The organism is Streptomyces flaveus (assembly GCF_014647675.1).
GTDB classification, from domain to species: domain Bacteria; phylum Actinomycetota; class Actinomycetes; order Streptomycetales; family Streptomycetaceae; genus Streptomyces; species Streptomyces flaveus.
In genome coordinates this window covers 46,636-65,229 of sequence record NZ_BMPQ01000030.1, presented here as the reverse complement: position 1 = coordinate 65,229, position 18,594 = coordinate 46,636, and the positions used below count along the sequence as shown (strand labels likewise).

General features: G+C 70.6%; 15 protein-coding genes and 1 pseudogene. 12 read left to right on the top strand and 4 right to left on the bottom strand.

The window, feature by feature from the left end; translation table 11 throughout:
• The first annotated feature begins 703 nt into the window (after nucleotides 1-703).
• The 12 genes from IEZ21_RS37705 to IEZ21_RS37650 are packed head-to-tail and all read left to right on the top strand — an operon-like array spanning nucleotide 704 to nucleotide 14,295.
• The gene (locus IEZ21_RS37705; RefSeq protein WP_189326333.1) at nucleotides 704-1,390 is read left to right on the top strand and encodes a CIS tube protein; all 687 of its coding nucleotides are present in this window, start codon (nucleotides 704-706) and stop codon (nucleotides 1,388-1,390) included.
• Nucleotides 1,387-2,484: a phage late control D family protein gene (locus IEZ21_RS37700; protein WP_189326332.1), complete on the top strand. Its 1,098-nt coding sequence runs from the start codon at nucleotides 1,387-1,389 to the stop codon at nucleotides 2,482-2,484. Before IEZ21_RS37705 ends, IEZ21_RS37700 begins: the two co-directional genes overlap by 4 nt.
• Nucleotides 2,484-3,209: a phage baseplate assembly protein V gene (locus IEZ21_RS37695; RefSeq protein WP_189326331.1), complete on the top strand. Its 726-nt coding sequence runs from the start codon at nucleotides 2,484-2,486 to the stop codon at nucleotides 3,207-3,209. Before IEZ21_RS37700 ends, IEZ21_RS37695 begins: the two co-directional genes overlap by 1 nt.
• Nucleotides 3,209-3,490, top strand: a complete 282-nt coding sequence (locus IEZ21_RS37690; RefSeq protein ID WP_189326330.1) for a PAAR domain-containing protein — start codon at nucleotides 3,209-3,211, stop codon at nucleotides 3,488-3,490. The genes IEZ21_RS37695 and IEZ21_RS37690 overlap by 1 nt, the downstream gene beginning before the upstream one ends.
• Before the next feature lie 9 nt (nucleotides 3,491-3,499).
• Nucleotides 3,500-3,892, top strand: coding sequence for a GPW/gp25 family protein (locus IEZ21_RS37685; RefSeq protein WP_189326329.1), 393 nt, complete (start codon nucleotides 3,500-3,502; stop codon nucleotides 3,890-3,892).
• Nucleotides 3,889-6,852, top strand: coding sequence for a putative baseplate assembly protein (locus IEZ21_RS37680; RefSeq protein WP_189326328.1), 2,964 nt, complete (start codon nucleotides 3,889-3,891; stop codon nucleotides 6,850-6,852). Before IEZ21_RS37685 ends, IEZ21_RS37680 begins: the two co-directional genes overlap by 4 nt.
• 4 nt (nucleotides 6,853-6,856) lie before the next feature.
• Nucleotides 6,857-8,764, top strand: a complete 1,908-nt coding sequence (locus IEZ21_RS37675; protein ID WP_189326327.1) for a putative baseplate assembly protein — start codon at nucleotides 6,857-6,859, stop codon at nucleotides 8,762-8,764.
• The gene (locus IEZ21_RS37670; RefSeq protein WP_189326326.1) at nucleotides 8,761-10,224 is read left to right on the top strand and encodes a hypothetical protein; all 1,464 of its coding nucleotides are present in this window, start codon (nucleotides 8,761-8,763) and stop codon (nucleotides 10,222-10,224) included. The genes IEZ21_RS37675 and IEZ21_RS37670 overlap by 4 nt, the downstream gene beginning before the upstream one ends.
• An 8-nt stretch (nucleotides 10,225-10,232) precedes the next feature.
• Nucleotides 10,233-12,134 (top strand): phage tail protein, encoded by a 1,902-nt coding sequence (locus tag IEZ21_RS48530; protein WP_189326325.1) that lies wholly within the window; start codon nucleotides 10,233-10,235, stop codon nucleotides 12,132-12,134.
• Nucleotides 12,135-12,177: 43 nt separating this feature from the next.
• Complete coding sequence (locus tag IEZ21_RS37660) at nucleotides 12,178-13,377, top strand: hypothetical protein (protein WP_189326324.1); 1,200 nt, start codon at nucleotides 12,178-12,180, stop codon at nucleotides 13,375-13,377.
• Between the two features lie 28 nt (nucleotides 13,378-13,405).
• Nucleotides 13,406-14,152 (top strand): hypothetical protein, encoded by a 747-nt coding sequence (locus tag IEZ21_RS37655; RefSeq protein ID WP_189326323.1) that lies wholly within the window; start codon nucleotides 13,406-13,408, stop codon nucleotides 14,150-14,152.
• Nucleotides 14,152-14,295, top strand: coding sequence for a hypothetical protein (locus tag IEZ21_RS37650; protein WP_189326322.1), 144 nt, complete (start codon nucleotides 14,152-14,154; stop codon nucleotides 14,293-14,295). The genes IEZ21_RS37655 and IEZ21_RS37650 overlap by 1 nt, the downstream gene beginning before the upstream one ends.
• Before the next feature lie 91 nt (nucleotides 14,296-14,386).
• On the opposite strand, the gene IEZ21_RS37645 is transcribed toward IEZ21_RS37650, so the two are convergent.
• The 4 genes and pseudogenes from IEZ21_RS37645 to dctA all read right to left on the bottom strand — a co-directional run bounded on the left by IEZ21_RS37645 (nucleotide 14,387) and on the right by dctA (nucleotide 18,309).
• The gene (locus IEZ21_RS37645) at nucleotides 14,387-15,481 is read right to left on the bottom strand and encodes a tartrate dehydrogenase (protein WP_189326321.1); all 1,095 of its coding nucleotides are present in this window, start codon (nucleotides 15,479-15,481) and stop codon (nucleotides 14,387-14,389) included.
• Between the two features lie 113 nt (nucleotides 15,482-15,594).
• Nucleotides 15,595-16,494 (bottom strand): LysR family transcriptional regulator, encoded by a 900-nt coding sequence (locus IEZ21_RS37640; RefSeq protein ID WP_189326320.1) that lies wholly within the window; start codon nucleotides 16,492-16,494, stop codon nucleotides 15,595-15,597.
• A gap of 154 nt (nucleotides 16,495-16,648) precedes the next feature.
• Nucleotides 16,649-16,909, bottom strand: a pseudogene (locus tag IEZ21_RS37635) (glycerate kinase); the annotation flags it as partial.
• On the bottom strand, nucleotides 16,909-18,309 hold the full coding sequence (dctA, locus tag IEZ21_RS37630) for a C4-dicarboxylate transporter DctA (RefSeq protein ID WP_246568543.1): 1,401 nt from the start codon (nucleotides 18,307-18,309) through the stop codon (nucleotides 16,909-16,911). The pseudogene IEZ21_RS37635 and the gene dctA, both read right to left, overlap by 1 nt.
• Between the last annotated feature and the right edge of the window lie 285 nt (nucleotides 18,310-18,594).

The window sequence follows — 18,594 nt, the reverse complement described above, 5'->3', positions numbered from 1 at the left end:
GGCCACGGCATGGCCCGCCGCCTGGTGCGCTGGCGCCCGGTCCTCGGCACGGGCAGCGTCATCGCCCTGCACCCGGCCGCGACAGCATTCGTCTTCCGACACCTCGGAGAGCAGCGCCGGCAGTCGACGGGCGCGCGCATCCTCGTACAAAACCGGCATCAAACAACGCTATTTGTACGGCAGTTGGTGACACGAACGGTGATCCACGGGCAGCCACCCGGCCCGACCCCGGAGGAACAGCGGCAACCCGCGCGACTGATCCGGGCCGGGACGCCACCCCCCGCCCCTCGCCCGCCGCATCCACCCTCGCCGCCCACGCTCCGAGCCTCGCTCACCGTCAGGCACATTCGGTTGTACGTCCACGAGCGCATCCACCAGCCGCACCTGACACGGGAGCCCAGGCCGGCCCCTAACAGGACACCCAACCGACCCAGCTCCCCGGCGCCTGAAGCGATCAGCCTCCCGCACCGCACCCGACGCCCCCCACTCGTAGTCCGCACGACCGCCAACCCCACCGGCCCACCGGTCCCGCACCCGGGCGCCGTACGGCATCCAGATCCGCGCCCGCCACAGCCCGCTCCACCGGCCGTCGGGGACCCCGCTCCCCCACCCACCCCCGACCTCGACCGCCTCACCGACCAGGTGCTGAGCCGCATCGAGCGCCGCGCCATCGCCCAGCGCGAGCGCTTCGGGAGGAGCTGAGATGGCACTCGAGCACGCGAAGATCACCCGTATCGGTGCCGACGACGGCATCGAGGTTCTCTTCAATCCGAGCGAGTACCGGATCGGCAAGGCCAACAACTTCGCGCAGGCCGCGGTACCCGGACTCGGCGCCCCCTTGCTGCAGTTCGTCAGCGGCAATCTGCGCACCCTGGAGATGGAGCTGTTCTTCGACACCTACGAGGCCCATCGCCATGCGGGGACGCAGATCAATCCACCGCTCAGCGATGTCCGCGTACTGACCCGCCCGGTGGTCGACCTGATGGCGATCGATCCAGAGACCCATGCGCCGCCGGTGATCCTCTTCGCCTGGGGTGATCTCACCTTCACCGGTGTGCTGGCCCAGGTACAGCAGCGGTTCACGATGTTCCTGGAGTCCGGGGTGCCGGTCCGGGCGCAGCTGGAAATCACCATCAATGAGTGGACCAGTGAGCTGACGGAGGCCAAGGAGGTCAAGCGGCAGACCGCCGACTACAGCCGGCGCCACGAGGTGGGCAGCGGTGAGACCCTGGCCGCCGTCGCCCGCCGGTTCTACGGCGATCCGGCCAAGTGGCGCCCGATCGCGCTGGCCAATGGGGTCATCGCACCGCGGCGGCTTCCGGTCGGGACGGTGTTGACCGTGCCTCGACTGCCGTACCGCGATCCGGTCACCGGCGAGGTGTACTCATGACCGCCCCAGCCGCGGCCCCGGGCGACACCCACTACGTGCCGGACTTCGAACTGGCCCTGGACGGGCAGCCGGTCCCGGCGGAGCTACGGGCGCGGATCATGGGCGTACGTTTCGAGGAGGCCCTCGAGGGCGCCAACCGGGTGGAGATCGAGTTCGCCGATCCGGATCTCGGGATCCTCGATCGGCCGCTGCTCGATCTCGACACCTCGCTCCAACTCGCCCTGGGATATCGGCCGTCGGGGATCCACCGGGTCTTCTCCGGAACCGTCACGGGCCTGGAGACGACCCTGCCGGCGACCGGCATGCCGGTGCTCCTGGTCAGTGGGCACGACGCCACCAGCCGGCTCAGCGAAGGCACCAAGGAGCGCGGCTTCCCCTTCTATCTGACCGATGCGGTGATCGCCTCGATCGTCGCCGCCGAGAACGGGCTGATCGCGCTGCCCGATGTCGCCGCATCGATCGCCACCGGGCTCGGGGCTGCCTTCAGCAAGCGGCCTCGCTTCCAGCACAAGCAGAGCGACTACGCGTTTCTGCGCCGGATCGCCACCGAGTACGGCTTCGACATGTGGGTCGACGGGGCCTTTCTCAATTTCCGGCTTTCGCTGCCCCGGCTGCCCGTTCCGGAGATCGAGCTGCGCTGGGGCGAGTCGCTGCTCGAGTTCGCGCCGCGGATCACCAGCATCGGGCAAGTCGTGCGGGTGCGGGCCCGGGTGTGGGTGGAGTCGCTCAAGACCCAGCTGTCCGTGGAGGTGGACTGGGACGGGGAGCGGATCAGGACTCGGGTGCGGCCCGCGGTCCTCGGTGAGCAGAGCGAGGAGCTGCAGGCGAGCATCGGGATACCGGACATTCCGCTGGAGAGCCCCGTCGACGCCATCAAGTTCGCCGTCGCCGAGCTGCGCCGCAAGCTCAACAACCGGGTGACGGCGAAAGGCAGCGCCCTGGGCGACCCCCGGTTCCGGGTGGGCCGCACGCTCTCCATCGCCTCGGTCGGCAACCGCTTCAGCGGAGCCACCTACCGGCTCACCTCAGTGGTGCACACCCTTGACACCAACGGCTATCGCACGGCGTTCCAAGTGCGCCGGGAGGTCATCTGATGCCCGAACTGGATCTCATGGGACTGCTGCAGGGCCAATACCGGACCTATGCCAGCGACCTGGACGCGACCGCCCAGCCGGTTCTCGGCGTCACCATCGGCGTGGTCACCGCGGTCGACGACGAGCAGCACCTCGGCCGCGTCAAGGTCCAGCTGCCACTGCTTTCGGAGCGGGTGGAGTCGGCCTGGGCGCAGATCGCCGTGCCGTGGGCCGGGCAGCGGCGCGGCAGCTACCTGCTGCCGGAGGTGAATGACGAGGTCCTGGTCGCCTTCCGGCACGGAGACACGGCGTATCCCGTCGTGGTCGGCTTCCTGTGGAACCCCAAGGATCCGCCGCCGCAGGCCTCGCCGGAACGGAACATCCGCGAACTGCGCAGCAAGACGGGCCACTTGGTGCGGTTCGACGACACCGACGGCCAGGAGAAACTGACCGTGGCGAGCCACGGCGGCCTGGAGATCACCCTGGACGACGCCACCAAGCAGGTCACCATCGCCGCGGGCGGCCCCTCGCCCCGGGCCCGGGTGGTCATCGAGACCGACGGCCAGCGGATCTCGATCACTTCACCGCAGGGCAATATCTCCCTCCAGGCGCCCATGGGCGAGGTCTCCATCGAGGGCGCGAGCATCAAACTGCAGGCCACCTCGGGCGTCACCATCTCCGGCAACCCCGTTCACCTCAATCCGCCGGTGTCGGCCCTGCCGTCCGTCTCGACGGGGGTGGGCTGATGCCCGCCGCGGCCCGCATCGGTGACCCGACGACGCACGGCGGTGCCCTCGTGCCACCGCCGCGTGCGGTCGGCGTGTTCGTCGAGGGGCTGCCTGCCGCGGTCGCCGGTGATCTCCATGCCTGCCCCATAACCCCTTCGCACCCGGCCAGTTCACCCCTGATCGCGGGCAGTACGAGCGTGCTGGTCGGTGGACTCCCCGCGGCCCGCGCCCTGGTGGACACCACCGGGTGCGGGGCCGCGGTCATGCAGGGCGCCGCACGAACGCTGATCGGCGGGTGAGGTGAGCCGATGGACACCGGATTCCTGGGCCGCGGTTGGTCCTTCCCGCTCGCCCCCGGCACGGATGGCGATGTGGCGATGGCGGCCGCCGAGGAGGACGTACGGCAGGCGATCCTGCTGATCCTGCAGACCGAGCCGGGTGAGCGGTTGATGCGCCCCGACTTCGGTTCCGGGCTGCGCTCGCTTGTCTTCTCGAAGATCGACACCGGCACTCTCGCGCTCGTCCGGCACCGGGTGGAGATGGCGCTGACCGCGTGGGAACCTCGGATCGATCTGCGGCAGGTGGCCGTGACCAGCGAGGAGCCGGGCGCGCTGCTGATCCGGATCGACTATCGGATCCGTACCACCAACGTCTTCTACAACCTCGTCTTCCCGTACTACCTGAGGGAGGGCACCCCATGAGCGGCCCGGGATCCGGTACAAACGGCGCTCGCCCCGCCGCGGCCGCAGAGGCCCTGGCGGGACTCCTGCGGCGCAGTCCCGGCTACCTGCCGGGCTGGCGGCCCGAGCCGGGCACACCGGGCCATGCGCTGCTCGAAGTGCTCGCCCAGTTCGCGGGCCTGGTCGACGAAGGGCTCGGGCAGATCCCGGACAAGTACCTCCTCGCCTTCCTCGACGCCACCGGCACCACCCTGCTGCCGCCCGCGCCGGCCCGTGCGCCGCTCGTCTTCACGCTCGCCGAGGACGCGCCGACGGATGTGGCGCTGCCTGCGGACTCAGAGGTCGCCGCCGTGGTGCCGCCGTCGCTGCCGGGCTCGCTGGGGGCCCCGGGACCTGAGGCGACCACTGGGGTGCCGCCCATCTTCGCGACCGAGCAGACTGTGTCACTGGTCCGGGCCCGGCTCGCCTCGGTGTACAGCCTCACCCCGGGCGCCGACGAATACGCCGAGCACGGCGCCCAACTCACCGACGGCTTCGTGCTGTTCGATGACACCCGGCTCCTGCCCCACCATCTCTATCTCGGCCACGCCACCCTCTTCGAGCTGCGCGGCGCGGCCGACATCACGCTCCAGGTGGGCGTCGCCCGCCAGGGCACCCCGCAGGAGTCGGCTGCGGCCGTGGAGCTGTGCTGGGAGTATCTGACGGCGGCCGGCTGGCAGTCCTTCGAGCCGGTGGTGGACCAGACCCACGGCCTGCTCAACGACGGCGCGGTGCTGCTGCGCAAGGTCTGTGGCGCCCCGCTGGTCAGGGGTGTGGTCAATGGGGTGGAGAGCTACTGGATCCGGGCCCGTGCGATACGTCCGCTGCCGCTGCCCGGGACGACCGGCGACGCTCCGCTGCCGCGCATCGACGCCCTGCGGGCCCGGGTCACCCTGACCAAGGCGGGGCTGCCGCTCGACGCCGCGGTCAACGACGGCGTACTCCTCGACACCAGCAAGGACTTCCGGCCGCTCGGCCCCGAGCCGGTGGTGGGGAGTTCACTGCTGATCGCCTGCGACGAGGCGTTCAAGCGGGAAGGCGCCCGGATCGGCCTCTCGGTCGAGCCCTCCACGGCCAACCGGGCCGCCGCGGTCGCCGAGCGCAGCCTGGTGTGGGAGTACAGCACCGGTGACGGCGGCTGGACGCGCTTTCTGCAGGGCAGCGCCGAGCAGTTCGAGCAGGGCGACGCGCACCGGGTCGAGTTCGGCCGCCCCGTCGAGTGGCGCTCCCAAGTCGTCGACGGGCAGGACCACTTCTGGCTGCGCATCCGACTGACCGCGGGCGACTACGGCCGCACCGAGGTAACCGGCGGCGTACTGCGGCGGCCCGATCCGCCCGTCCTGGCCCGGATGACGGTCTCGTACTCCTACGACACCGGACCGACGCGGCTCGATCAGGTCCTGACCCTCAACCGCTTCGACTTCGCCGACCGGACCGGCGCCGTCCGCTGGGGGCGCGAGTCCTTCCAGCCACTGCAGCCGGTCCCGGACCGAGTGCCGACCGTGTACTTCGGCTTCGACGCGCCGCTGCCGGTGGGGCTCGTCAGTCTGTACGTCCACGCAGGCACCGGTGACGACGCGGGCGCCGCGGCCGGCGCTTCGCCGTTCACCTGGGAGTACCGGTCGGCCGACGGCTGGGCGGAGCTGCCGGTTCTCGACGGGACGGGGGGTTTCCGGCGCAGCGGGATGATCCAGTTCGTGGGGCAGTCCGACATGCGGGTGGCGCCGGGGCCCGGGCGGCCGCTGTTCTGGGTGCGGGCCCGCTTCAAGGCCGCCGAGTCCGTGCTGGAGCCGCTGCCCGTCGCGGGGCTGTATCTCAACGCCGTGCACGCGACCCATCGCGGAACGGTGCGCCGCGAGATCGTGGGGCGCTCCGACGGGTCGGCCGGGCAGAGCTATGCGCTGCGCAGTCCGCTGGTGCTCGCGGAAGAGTCGGTGGAGGTGCAGGAGTGGCGGGGGACGGGATCCGCTTGGACGGGCCTCGTCCAGCAACTCCCGCCCGACACACTCCGTTTCGACCGCGACGGCAACGACCGGGTGACGGCGGTGTGGGTGCGCTGGCAGGAGCGACCGCAGCTGTACGGATCGGGTCCCGGCGACCGGCACTACACGCTGGAGCGGACCACGGGGCTGCTGCGGTTCGGCGACGGCAGGGCAGGGGCGATGCCGCCTCCCGGGGCGGTGGTGACGGCGAGCTACCGCTTCGGCGGCGGACCCGAGGGGAATGTGCCGGCGGGCACCATCACTCAGCTGCACAGTGCGGTCCCCTATGTGCAGTCGGTCGGCAATCCGGTGGCCGCGAGCGGCGGGGCCGCTGCCGAGGACACAGCGCCAACTGCCATACCGGAGGCAGGAGTTCGGGCTCGGGGGTCACAGCGACTACGCCACCGCGACCGTGCCCTGTGTGCCGTCGACTACGAGTGGCTGGCCAAGGAAGCCTCCCCGGAGGTGGCCCTTGCGCGCTGCCGGGGCACGACCGGCGCCGTGCAAGTCACGGTCGTCCCCTGGGGTTCGGAACCGCAGCCGCGTCCCGGCGCGAAACTGCTGCGCCGCGTCCAGCAACAGCTGGCCCGCCGGGCGCCCGCCGCGATCGCCCCAGGCATCGGCGTCGTCGGGCCGCGCTATCAACCGGTCTCGGTGGCGGTCGAGTTCACGGTGTCCGGGGCGGACGGTGCCGCCGCGGTGGAGGAGCGGCTGCGGGCGGCGCTCGACCGATTTCTGCATCCGTTGTACGGCGGTCCAGGCGGGGCGGGCTGGGCCTTCGGCGAACCGGTGCCGCTCTCCAATGTCGCGGTCGTCGTCGAGTCGACCCCCGGCGTGGACTTCGCGACGGCGCTGCAGCTCAGTACCGACGGCTGCGTGCACGGGGAGTCCGCACCCATACCCCCCGACCATCTCCCTTCCGCAGGGCGGCACTTGCTCAAGCCGCGGATCCGGGAGTGACGCCATGCCGCTACCGCTTCCGAAGCTCGACTCCCGCACCTGGCAGGAGCTGACCACCGAGGCGCGCGAGCTCATCGCGCACCGCGCACCGGGCTGGACCGACCACAACGCCCACGATCCCGGCATCACCCTGATGGAACTCTTCGCCTGGCTAACCGAGTTGGAGCTCTTCCAGCTCGACCGGGTGCCGCCCGCGGCGCTGCGCGGCTTTCTGCGTCTGGCCGGGGTGGAGCCGCGGCCCGCGGGGGTGGCGACCACGGTGGTGGCGCTGCGCCGGGCGCCGGGGAATGCGGGGGCGGTGGTGCTTCCGGCCGGGCTCCAGGTGTGCGACACAGAGCGGGTGACGGTTTTCGAGAGCGTACGACGGTTGAGTGTCTCACCTGCCTGGTTGGAGCTTTCTGGGGCCGAAGGGACCTCGCGGGGGCGGCTGTTGGCGGAGGCCGGCGAGGAAGACGGGGGACGGCCCCTCGACGTCACGGGCGCCAACCTCGCCGAGGGCCAGTCGCTGTGGCCGTTCGGTGAGCGGCCTCGGGTCGGGAACGCGCTGCGGCTCGGGTTCACGGAGCTCCCGGCCGGCCCCGGTGACGAGCTGAGCCTTCAGGTGTGGACTCCGGAGTGGGAGACGGATCGGGGTACGGGAGGGCGGGCGCACTACTGGGCCCGGACGGTGTGGGAGTACCTGGACGGTGGCAACTGGGCCCCGCTGCTGACCCGTTGGGACGGCACCCGGGCGCTGACGCACACCGGACGGGTCGTACTCCGCGGCCCGACCCGCTTCCCCTCGGACCCGGCCGACGGCCGCCACTGGATCCGCTGCCGGCTCGCTTCCGGCGGCTACGAATGCCCGCCCCGGCTGCTCGCCGTCGCTGTGAACGCCGTCGAGGTGCACCACGCGGAGACCGTCAGCGGGCCCGAGCTGCTCGGTGTGGGGCGGGGCGCGGCGGGCGAGCGGTTCGAGCTCGGCGCCCGACCCGTCGTCGCGGGCAGCACCAGGATCCAGGTGGCCGGCGACGACAGCTGGCGGGAGGTCACCGAGTGGGACCGCACCGGCAGCCACGACCGGCACTACCTGCTCGACCCCGTCGAGGGCGTCATCACCTTCGGCGACGGACGGGTGGGCCGGGTTCCTGCGGCAGGCTCCCGGATCACCGCGATGCGCTTCCAGGCGGGAGGCGGCGCCGCGGGCAACATTCCTGCCGGGCAGCTGACTCGCCTGGTCGACGTGGGCGCTTTGGAATCCGTCGTGCAGCCGCTCCCGGCCGTCGGCGGCGGTCCCGCCGAAGAGCTGTCCCGGGCGCATGGCCGACTGCTCGAACTGCTGGCCCGGCCCGAGCGCGGGGTCACCGCCGCCGACCTTGAGGCGCTCGCACTGCGCACCCCGGAGGTTCCGGTCGGGCGCGCCCATGCCGTGCCGGGACACCATCCGGCTTACGGATGTCTGCCCGCGGCCGGAGCGGTGACCGTGGTCGTGCTGCCGCGCTGCGGCGAGCCGCCGACCCCAAGTCCCGGCTTCCTCAAGGCAGTGCGCCTCTTCCTGGAGCCGCGCCGGCCGCTCTGCACGGAGCTGCGCGTGGTCGGACCTACGTATGTGCCGGTCACCGTGAGGGCGACGCTGCACCCGGACCGGACCACCCCACCGGACCTCGCCTCGCTTGCCCGCGACGCCCTCGACGCCTACTTCGACCCGCTCACCGGCGGGCCCGACGGCTCGGGTCGGCCCTTTGGGCGTGACGTCCTGGAGAGCGAAGTGATGGCGCTCCTGGACGCGCTGCCCGGGGTCCGTTTCGTCGACGGGCTCGGCATCTCGGGACCCGACGACACCGGCCCCAGATGCGGCAATCTGCCGCTCTGCGCCACGGAACTGGCCCTGTCCGGCCCTCATTCGATCACTCTTGCGGAGGTGGCGCGATGACCACAGTGGAGCGCCTGCACTACTACAACGGCCAGCGGCTCGACGCCGCCGACCTCGGCCTCGAACAGCACTACCACCTGGCGATGCGGCGTCTGCTCAACCGGGGGCTCTTCACCCCGGGCGTGGTGGACGGCCTGGAAGTGGACCAGCCCGCACCGGCCGACACCACCCATGTCCTGGTGGCGCCGGGGCTCGCCCTCGACGCGCTGGGCCGCGAACTGGTTGTACCGGAGGCCTCGTTGGAGGACCGCGCCCTTGCCGTCCCGGCGCAGCCGCCGGTGAAACAGGGCGGCTACTTCCTCGTCCTGCGCTACACCGAGGAGTTCCTCCCCGCCGCCGACGATCCCTGCGCCCGCCCTGCCGCGCCGCAGTCCGCCCGGGTCAGGGAGCGGGCCGAGTTCGTCTGGACCGAGGACTATCCCGCGCAGGACCTGGCCTCGGCGGACAAGGACGGCACCGACAGTGCGGTCGTACTCGCCTATGTGACGCTGGACGACCAGTGCCGGGTCACGTCGATCGAGACGGGGATACGGCAGTATGCGCGCCCTACGCACACCACGCAGGTGACGGGGTTCGCGCTGGAGGGCGAGAAGGACATCGCGCCCGGCAACTCCAAGGTGCTGCACTTCGAGATCCGCGGCGGGGCGCCCAACGCCGTCGTCCTCTATCTGTGGGGCGGAAAGTTCTCCGACCTGTACTACACGCAGCTGGGAGGGCACCAGCACACGCTCACGCAGGGCAATATCCCGCTCTCGCCGGAGACCATCAAGCTCGTCGATCACAGGCACCGGCTCACCGACCACACTCACCGGCCCGAAGGGTCGACTCCGGCCACGGAAGATACTGATCTGACCCATGGCCACGGGCTCTTGACGGAACTTGAAGGCCTGGGCGGCACGTTCGGTAGGACACCCATCCCTCTTGCAGAGATTCCAACCAGAGAGAGGAGGTGGGATCAACTCGAATATCACCGGCAGTCGCGGCACGAAAACGGCCAGAAGGACCTCATGGCGCCCTGGATCGAACCGGTCAAACAGAAGCCACTGGGTGGGCCAGTGAAGGCGGACGGCAGCGCCGTCCCGGCCGAGACGGAAGGGATGAGTCAGAGCCTCGCCGACGCTGTCCACTCCCACACGCTCACCGCCGACCTCAATGTCAGCAGCACGGGAAGCCCCAACCGCCAAGCGGCCTCAGAACCTGCGTACGCATTCCTGTCCGACCTGAAGATCAAGATCGACACGAAGCCCGTCACAGACAAGGTGCTGCGCTTCCTGAGGTGGCCGCAGCTGGGCGACGGCGGCTCACAGAGTGACCTGGTTCTCAAGGGCACTGAAGCGCTCGATCTGATCGACATCGCCAACTCGGCCGGCCTGCCCATGGACGCCGGCCCCCACACCCTGGAGTTCTACGTAGATAACGACAGCGGCGGCAAGCTCCTCTACAACCTCTACGTCGAGTGACGGCACCCATGACCCTGCAGCAGCCCACCACCCTCCATGCCCTCCTGGCCGGGAACGGCACCTGGCCCGACTGCCGCCTCGACGGCCTGGAGATCCGCGCCGACGGCCGGATCGAGCTGCTGCGGGTCCCCGGCGTCGTACCCCCGTCGCTATCCGAACCGGAACCACAACCAGCCGAACCCTCCGGTCTGGCCCTGGACTCCCACTGCGGCCTCTACCTCGCGGACGCAGCCGAACACCGCCTGATCCGGATCGCACTCGACTGCGGCGACCGTCTCGAACTGACCGCACATCCGGCACTCGGCACACCCGCCGGCCTCTGCATCGGACCACACGGCCAGCTCTTCGTCGCCGACCCCGAGCGCGGCCAAGTAGCCTTACTCTCCCCCGAGTTGTCCCCGCGCGCGCTATGGACCGAGGGCCTGCGGCGACCGGTCGCCGTCGCCCCCGACGGCGAACTGGGCCTCTTCGTCCTCGACACCGAGCCCCGGCAGCTCCTGCGCCTCGGCCCCGGAGGCGAACCGGACACCGCCTTCACCCGACGCCTCGCGCAGTCACCCGCCGACCCCCGCTGCATCGCCGCCTCCGACGGCACCCTCTACGTAGGCGACTGGACCACCCGCTCAGTACTCCGCTTCGACCGCACAGGCACCGCATCCAGCCCGCCCCTCGCCGAGGGCACCGTCCCACAGGCCCTCGCCATCTCCCGCGACCGGCTGTACGTCGCCGACCGCACCCGCGGCGAGATCCTGATCGTGGCCCTGGACGACGGCTGCCCCCTCGGCACCGTGGCCGGCTTCCGCGGCCCGGTGTCGGCGCTCGCCGCCGCCCCCGACGGCACCCTCCACATCAAGACCGGCACCGACGACCACCACCTCACCGCCCACCCCGCCACCGGACGCCCGGCCCACGGCACCCTGCACGCGGGCCCCTTCGACGCGGGCGAGGAAGGGAGCTGGTCCAGGGCGGCCGCCACGGCCGAAGTCCCGGACGGAACAGACCTGTTCCTCGCCTCCTCCCTCGCCGAAGCGCCCGACGCCGCCCCGCCCTGGACCCCGGCGGCCGCCCACGACGTACTCCTGGACGGCGGCCGGTACTTATGGCTCCAGGTCCAACTGACCCGCACCGCGCAGGCCCCCGCCACCGCCTCCCCCACCCTCCTCGACGTACGCGCCGAATCCTCCGCGGACGACTACCTGGACCACCTCCCCCAGGTCTACGCAGAGCAGCCGGGCTCCGAGTTCCTGCGCCGTCTCCTGGGACTGGCCAAGTCCGTGCTCGGCGACCGCGAGGACGCCATCGGGCTGCTCCCGCGCGACTTCGACGCCACCACCGCACCCGCCGAGCTGCTCCCGGTCCTGGCCCAGTGGCTGGCCTTCGAGATCCCGCAAGGCCTCGCCGAAGCGGACCCGGACGCACTGCGGGCGCTGCTCGCCGAAGTGCCCGAACTGCACCGCACCCGCGGCACCCCGCACGGAGTCGCGAGGGCCGTGGAACTGCATACGGGCGTACGTCCCCTGCTGTTCGAGGACTTCCGGGCGCGCGGCATCTGGGTGCTCGACGGGCCCTCGCCCCTCGGCACCGACACGGTGCTGCCCGCCCTGTCGCCCGACGGGACCGCCCCCGGGGCCTGGTCCGTCGGGGCCGGCGCCCCGGAGGAGGACGGGGTGCGGGGGCAGTACCTCTTCGACGACACCGCGCACCGCTTCACCGCGGTGGTCGCCGGACACGGCCTCGACGAGTGCGGGCGCCGCCGGGTCGGCGAGGTGCTCGACGCCGAGAAGCCCGCCCACACCGCCGCCCATCTCTGCTTCGTGACGGCCCGCTTCCGGGTCGGAGTGCAGGCCAGGACCGGGCTGGACACGATCGTCGCCGGACCGCCGCCCGAAGGCCTCGCTCTTGCCCCGTGACACCCCGCAGAGATTCACAGTGATTCACAGGAAGAGACCGCCGATGAGCCCGACCCTTCGCAACGACCGGCAGCTGAGCGAGCTCAGCACGCCCCAGCGCAACCGCTACTTCTACGGCAAGCTGATGGACGTACTCCACTTCGACCTGGAGCAGGAGTACCTCATCGCCGAACAGCGGCGCAGCAACCGGCTGTTGCTCGGTCCAGGGGTCGTCTGCGGATTACAGGTCGAGGTCATACGCAGTGGCGGGGAGCGCGGGCTGCGGGTCGGTCCCGGCCTGGCGATCGACGGCTGGGGGCGGCGCATTCTGGTCCCCGACGAGGTCGAACTGCTGCCGCTGCGGCTCACCGACGAGGACGGGGTGCCCGTGCCGGACGACGACACCCCGCTCCCCCGTCAGCTGGTCCTGAGCCTGTGCTACCGCGAGTGCCGCACCGGGTTCGAGCCCGCGCTGGTGCCGGACCCGCTCTGCGACGGCCCGCGGCACAGCGAGGCGGGCCGCTGGGTGGAGACGTACGCCCTGCATGTGCACGAGGGCACCGCCGATGACGTCGTACGTGAATGCACCTCGGATCTCGGGGAGTTGCTGCGCGAGGGCCGGATTCAGGAGGCGCTGTGCCTGCTGGCCGCCGACTGCCCGGACCCGCCGACCGACCCCTGTGTCGTCCTGGCCAATATCGCGGTCGGCCCACGGGGCGCCCTGAAGATAGCCCCGTGCCTGCCGCGTCCGGTGGTGCCGACCAACCGCATGCTGCTGCAGCTCCTGATCTGTCTGAACGAGCGGATCGAGGAGTGCTGTCGGCACGACACGGTGCTGCTGAAGGTCGGCGCCGTACGGCTGCTGATGGGCAACGGGCCCGATGTCGTACTCGACTCGCCGGACGAGCGCCGGGTGATTCTCCGCGGCAGTGAACCGCTCGGTTTCGAGGCGGAGTTCACCGGCGCACCCGTCGACCAGGCGAGCATCGCCATGGGCGGCTCGGTCGAGGTGCTGCGTGACGGTACGCCGGTCGCGCTCCCCGTCGAATGGCCGGCGCCGCAGCGGCTGCGCTGTGCCGTGCGCAATGCGCTGGAGCCCGGCGCGTACACCGTCACCCTGCGCGGCGAGCGGCCGGCGATCATGTCTGTCGGACAGTCCCCGGACGACGCCGAGCCGCTGGACGGGGAGGCGGGCCGGCAGTGGCCGAGCGGGGACGGCAGGCCCGGCGGCAACTTCCACTTCTCATTCCAGGTCGACCGCTGAGAGACCACTAGCAGGAGGAGGTTCCGCGGTGAGCATCACCATGGGTGATCCCGCCCGTTCCGACACCGGTGTGCCGGAGCGCATGCGTTTCTATCCGAAGCAGCTGATCCATGCCGCCGATCTCAACGACGAGCAGGCGTACCACCGGCAGAAACTGCGCGAGCACAACCGCTTCCTGCACGGCTGGGGCGTGGTCTGTGGCTGCGACGTGCGGGCCGTGCCCAGCGACGAGCATCCATGGCGGGTGCGGATCGGGCCTGGATATCTCCTCACCCCACAGGGTGATGCGGTGTCGATCCGCGCCGACGTCACGTTCAACCTCGCGAACTGTCTGTTGGCGAGCGCCGATCCCTGTGCGTTCGCCCGGCCATGTCCGCCGGTCAGTCGCCGTACTCTCGCCGACGACACCGTTTACCTCGCCATCCGCTACACCGAGTGCGAGACACGGCCCGTCCACACGGCACCCACAGGCTGCTCCTGTTCCGGAGCGGCCTGCCAATACACGCGTATCCGGGACGCCTACGAGATCTGCTGTCTTTCGGCACTCCCCAAGACCCACGCGCCTGTACGCCCGGACTGCGACGAGATATTCAAAGCCGGGATCACCGAGTGCCCAAGCTGCCCGGACGACCCCTGGGTGGTGCTTGCCACCGTCAGAGTGCCACGATCACCGCGCACCCCGATCGACGAAGTCGATCCGTTGAGCCACCGCCGGTCGTTGCACAGCACGGCACTCCTGAAGGACATGGTGTCCTGCCTGAGCGAAGGAGGGTGATGTCGTGCACCCGGCGGGCCCCTTCAGTCGGCACCCTCACCTTCTACGGACAGCCACGGGCCACGGCTGACCAGATCTCCCCCATCTACTGGGAGTTGCACACCACCCACCGAGACCAGGCCAAGCGGATCTTCAAGGGTTGACGCCACACCTGCTGACCAACAGTCCCACCGGCGAAAACCGACCCCTACCCAGCAGCGAAGCCCTGTTGTCTCAGGGCTCGCTTTCAGACCGTCAGACGTTGAGCGCGTCGATCAGTGCCTTGGTCACGTCCTCCGTCGTGGCCGTGCCGCCGACGTCGCGGGTGAGGATACCCGCGGCGGTCGTGGCCTCGATCGCCTTGTCCAGCCTGGCGGCCTGGTCGGGCAGGCCGAAGTGCTCCAGCATCAGCGCCGCGCTGCCGACCGCGCCGATCGGATTCGCCAGGCCCTGGCCCGCGATGTCCGGCGCGGAGCCGTGGACCGGCTCGAACATGCTGGGGAAGCGGCGCTCGGGGTTGAGGTTGGCGCTCGCCGCCAGGCCCAGGCTGCCGGCCAGGGCGCTGCCGAGGTCGGAAAGGATGTCGGCGTTGAGGTTGGAGGCGACGACGACCGACAGGTCCTCGGGGTGCAGGACGAACTTGGCGGACATCGCGTCCACGAGCACGCTCTCAGTCTCGACGTCCGGGTAGTCGGCGGCGACGCGCTTGAAGACGTCGTCCCACAGGACCATGCCGTACTGCTGGGCGTTGCTCTTGGTCACGGACGAGACCTTGCGGCGGCTCCGGGTCCGGGCCAGGTCGAAGGCGAACCGCATGATCCTCTCGCAGCCGACCTCGGTGAACAGGGCCGACTGGACGGCGACTTCACCGCCGGGTCCGCGGCCGGAGAGGTTACGGCCGCCGAGGCCCGCGTACTCGCCCTCGCTGTTCTCGCGGACGACCACCCAGTCCAGCTCGGTGTCGTCGGCCTTGCGCAGCGGGCTCTGGACGCCGGGCAGGAAGTGCACGGGGCGGATGTTGGCCCACTGGTCGAAGTTCTGGCAGATCTTCAGGCGCAGGCCCCACAGGCTGACGTGGTCGGGGACGGTCGGCCAGCCGACGGCACCGAAGTAGATCGCGTCGAAGTCCTTGAGCTGCTCCAGGCCGTCGTCGTCGATCATCTTGCCGGTGCGCTCGTAGAACTCACAGCCCCAGGGGAACTCCTCCCAGGCGAAGGCGAAGGGGGCCGCGGAACCCTTGGAGATCTCGGCCAGGGCGTCCAGGACGGCTCGCCCCGCGGCGACGACCTCCTTGCCCACCCCGTCGGCGGGGATGGCGGCGATGCGGAACGTGCGGGGTGCGGCTGTCATGGGTGCCTCCGGCTCGCTGTCGTGCGGTCGGATTCGAGTCAACACACCGACGTCACGGCGCGTCCAAGACCTGCTTTCGATACGACGTATAGGCGTGGCCGATCGGTCCTGCGTCAGGCGGCGTGTGCCCGCCGCTGCGCCAGCGACCCGGTGAGAGCGAGGAACTCCCGCGCCGCCGGCGTGAGGTGGGCGGGCAGGCTCACCATCGCCACATGGAGATGGGCGGTCGGCTCGATGGGTGCGACCGCCGCGCCGCAGCGGCGGGCCAGCCGGGTCCAGGAGGAGGGCAGGACCGCGACTCCCACCCCGGTGAGGACCAGCGGCAGGATCGACGTGCGGTGGTCGACGACCGTCACGATCTCCGTTCCGGTGCCGCCCTCCGTGATGTCGTCCACGATGCTGCGCATCAGGCTGCCGGTGCGGGACGCGATGAGCTTCTGGCCGGCCAGGTCCTCGGGCCGGATCGTGACGTCGTCCTCGATCGCCCCGCCGGGTGCGGCGACGACCACGAACGGCTGGTCCTCGACGTGCAGGACGTCAAGGCCGGACGGGTGCACGGGGGCGGCGCCGCCCAGCAGGCCCAGTTCGCAGGTGCCGCTGCGGACCAGGGATATGACCTCGTCCGGGGTGAAGGCGGCCTGGGTGCTCACCGTCACGGACGGATGCAGCTCGGCGAAGCGGTGGATGAGCGTGGTGAGCGGTTCGATGCCGGGCGAGGGCATGGTGGCGACCTCGACGGTGCCGCCGTGCAGCCCGGCGAGGGCGGCCGCTGTGTCCCGTACGGCGGCCAGGTCCCGCAGCACGCGCCGGCTCGGCTCCAGCAGTTCCGCACCGGCTTCGCTCAGTACGACGCCCCGCCCCACCCGGTGGAAGAGGGCCACCCCGAGATCGGCCTCCAGGTTCGCCATCGCCTGGGACAGCGACGGCTGGGCTACGTGGAGGGCGGCGGCGGCCTTGCTGAAACCACCGTGCTCCACGATGGCGAGGAAGTACTCCAACTGCCGGGCGTCCACGGCGTCTCCCCGCTCTGTGCTGGTACGACGGGCGGAGCGAGCTTATCTGCCGGCTTCCGTTCTTCCGCGTCCGATCCAGCGGTCGGCGAGGGTCCGCCCGCACTGGGCGCCTTGCGGCCGCCCGGCAGGAGCCGAGTCCGCAGACGGCCGCTGCTTCGATGAGGACGGTACGGCCGTGCACCGCCACCGAGGCCGTGACGGGCTGCCCGGTCGGCCCGGTCACCGTGACCTTCTCGGACCGGAATCGGCCCGCGCAGGCGGCGGCCACGCTGCCCTCGCCCCCGTCCCCCGGCGCGAGCCGTCGGACCTGCGCGTGCGGGGCGGCTTCCAGCAGCCCGTGCTCCAGCGCGCGGGCGACCTCGTCGGCGCTGAGGGAGCCCTTGAACTTGTCCGGAGCGACCAGGACGGACACCATCAGGACGCCACCTCGGCACTGGGAGCCACCGTCGGCCGGCCCTTCGCCACTTCCGGCTCCGCTTCCGTCTCGGGGGCCACCGGCGGTTCCACCGCCCTGCCCGCCAGTACCTCGCGTGCCCGCGCCAGATCCAGGGTGTTCTCCCACCGGGCGATGAAGAGGGTGGCGACGGCGTTGCCGGAGAAGTTCACCATGGCCCGGCACTCGGACATGAACTTGTCGATGCCGAAGACGAGCATGATGCCCGCGGCGGGAACGGTACCGACCGTCGACAGGGTCGCGGTGAGCGCGATGAAACCGCCGCCCGCGACACCCGCGGCGCCCTTGGAGGTCAGCAACATGACCGCGAGCAGCCCGAGTTGCTGGGTGGCGGACAACGGGGTGTCGGTGGCCTGGGCGATGTACAGCGTCGCGAGGGAGAGGTAGATCGCCGCGCCGTCGAGGTTGAAGCTGTAGCCCGTGGGCACGACCAGGCCGACCGTGGACCTCTCGACTCCCATGTGCTGGAGCTTGCGCATCAGCCCGGGCAGCGCGGGCTCGGCGGTGGACGTGCCCAGGATCAGGAAGTACTCCTCCTTGAAGTAGCGGAAGAGCTGGAAGATGTTCAGCTTCACGTACGCGGCCAGCACACCGCCGAGCACCACCACGACGAACAGGGCGGAGGTGACATAGAAGAGCAGGATCAGTGAACCCAGGCTGGTCAGTGTGGACAGGCCGAACTTCCCGATCGCGTACGCCATCGCGCCGAAGGCACCCAGCGGCGCGACCTTCATGACGTACGACAGCACCTTGAAGACGACCTCGGTCAGCCGGTGCACACCCGCGATGACCGGCTCACCCGACTTCCCCACCGCCTTCAGCGCGACGCCGAAGATCACCGCCAGGAAGATCACCTGGAGGATGTCTCCCTCGACGAACGGGCCGAAGAAGCTGTTCGGCACGATGTGGGTGAGAAACTCCCACCACTGCTGGTGCTCGCCCTTCTCGATGTACTCGCCCGCGTCGCCGGAGGTGTCCAGGGTCGACGGGTCGGCGTGCACGCCGTCACCGAGCCGGAAGATGTTGATCGCCACCAGGCCCGCCGCCATGGCGACGATCGTGCCGACCTGGAAGTAGGCCAGCGCCTTGATCCCGGTGAGCCCGACCCTCTTCAGGTCCGCGACGCCCGCTATGCCTCCGATGATGGTCAGGAACACGATCGGGCCGATCAGCATCTTCATCGCGGTGATGAACGTCGTGCCGATCGGCTCCATGTCGGTGGCGAGATCCGGCCACCGCCAGCCCAGCACGATGCCGATCACGATCGCCACGAGGACCTGGACGTACAACTGCCGGTACCACGGTTTCGCCGCGATGCGCGCGGCCTGTGCGGCTCGCTCGTTGTCCGGGGTTTGCGTCATTGCAGCCTCCCTGATCGCGCTGATCGCGCGACCGAGCCCGATCGGCACGCGCCAGCTTGGGCCACAGTGAACCGGGCCACACATCAGGGGGTCCACGACCAAAAATCGATGCCCCGTATAGGCCGGGCCTATCAATACCGGCGCAGCCTGCGGGCCCTACTGCGGGGGTGAAGGGGCCTGCGCATGACGAAGTGGACGTCCTTCTGTCGGGTCGCCTCCCTGGGTCACGCCGTCACACCGGCGAGAGGGCCGGGCGACTGACAGTCGGCCTCGGCCCAGAAGACC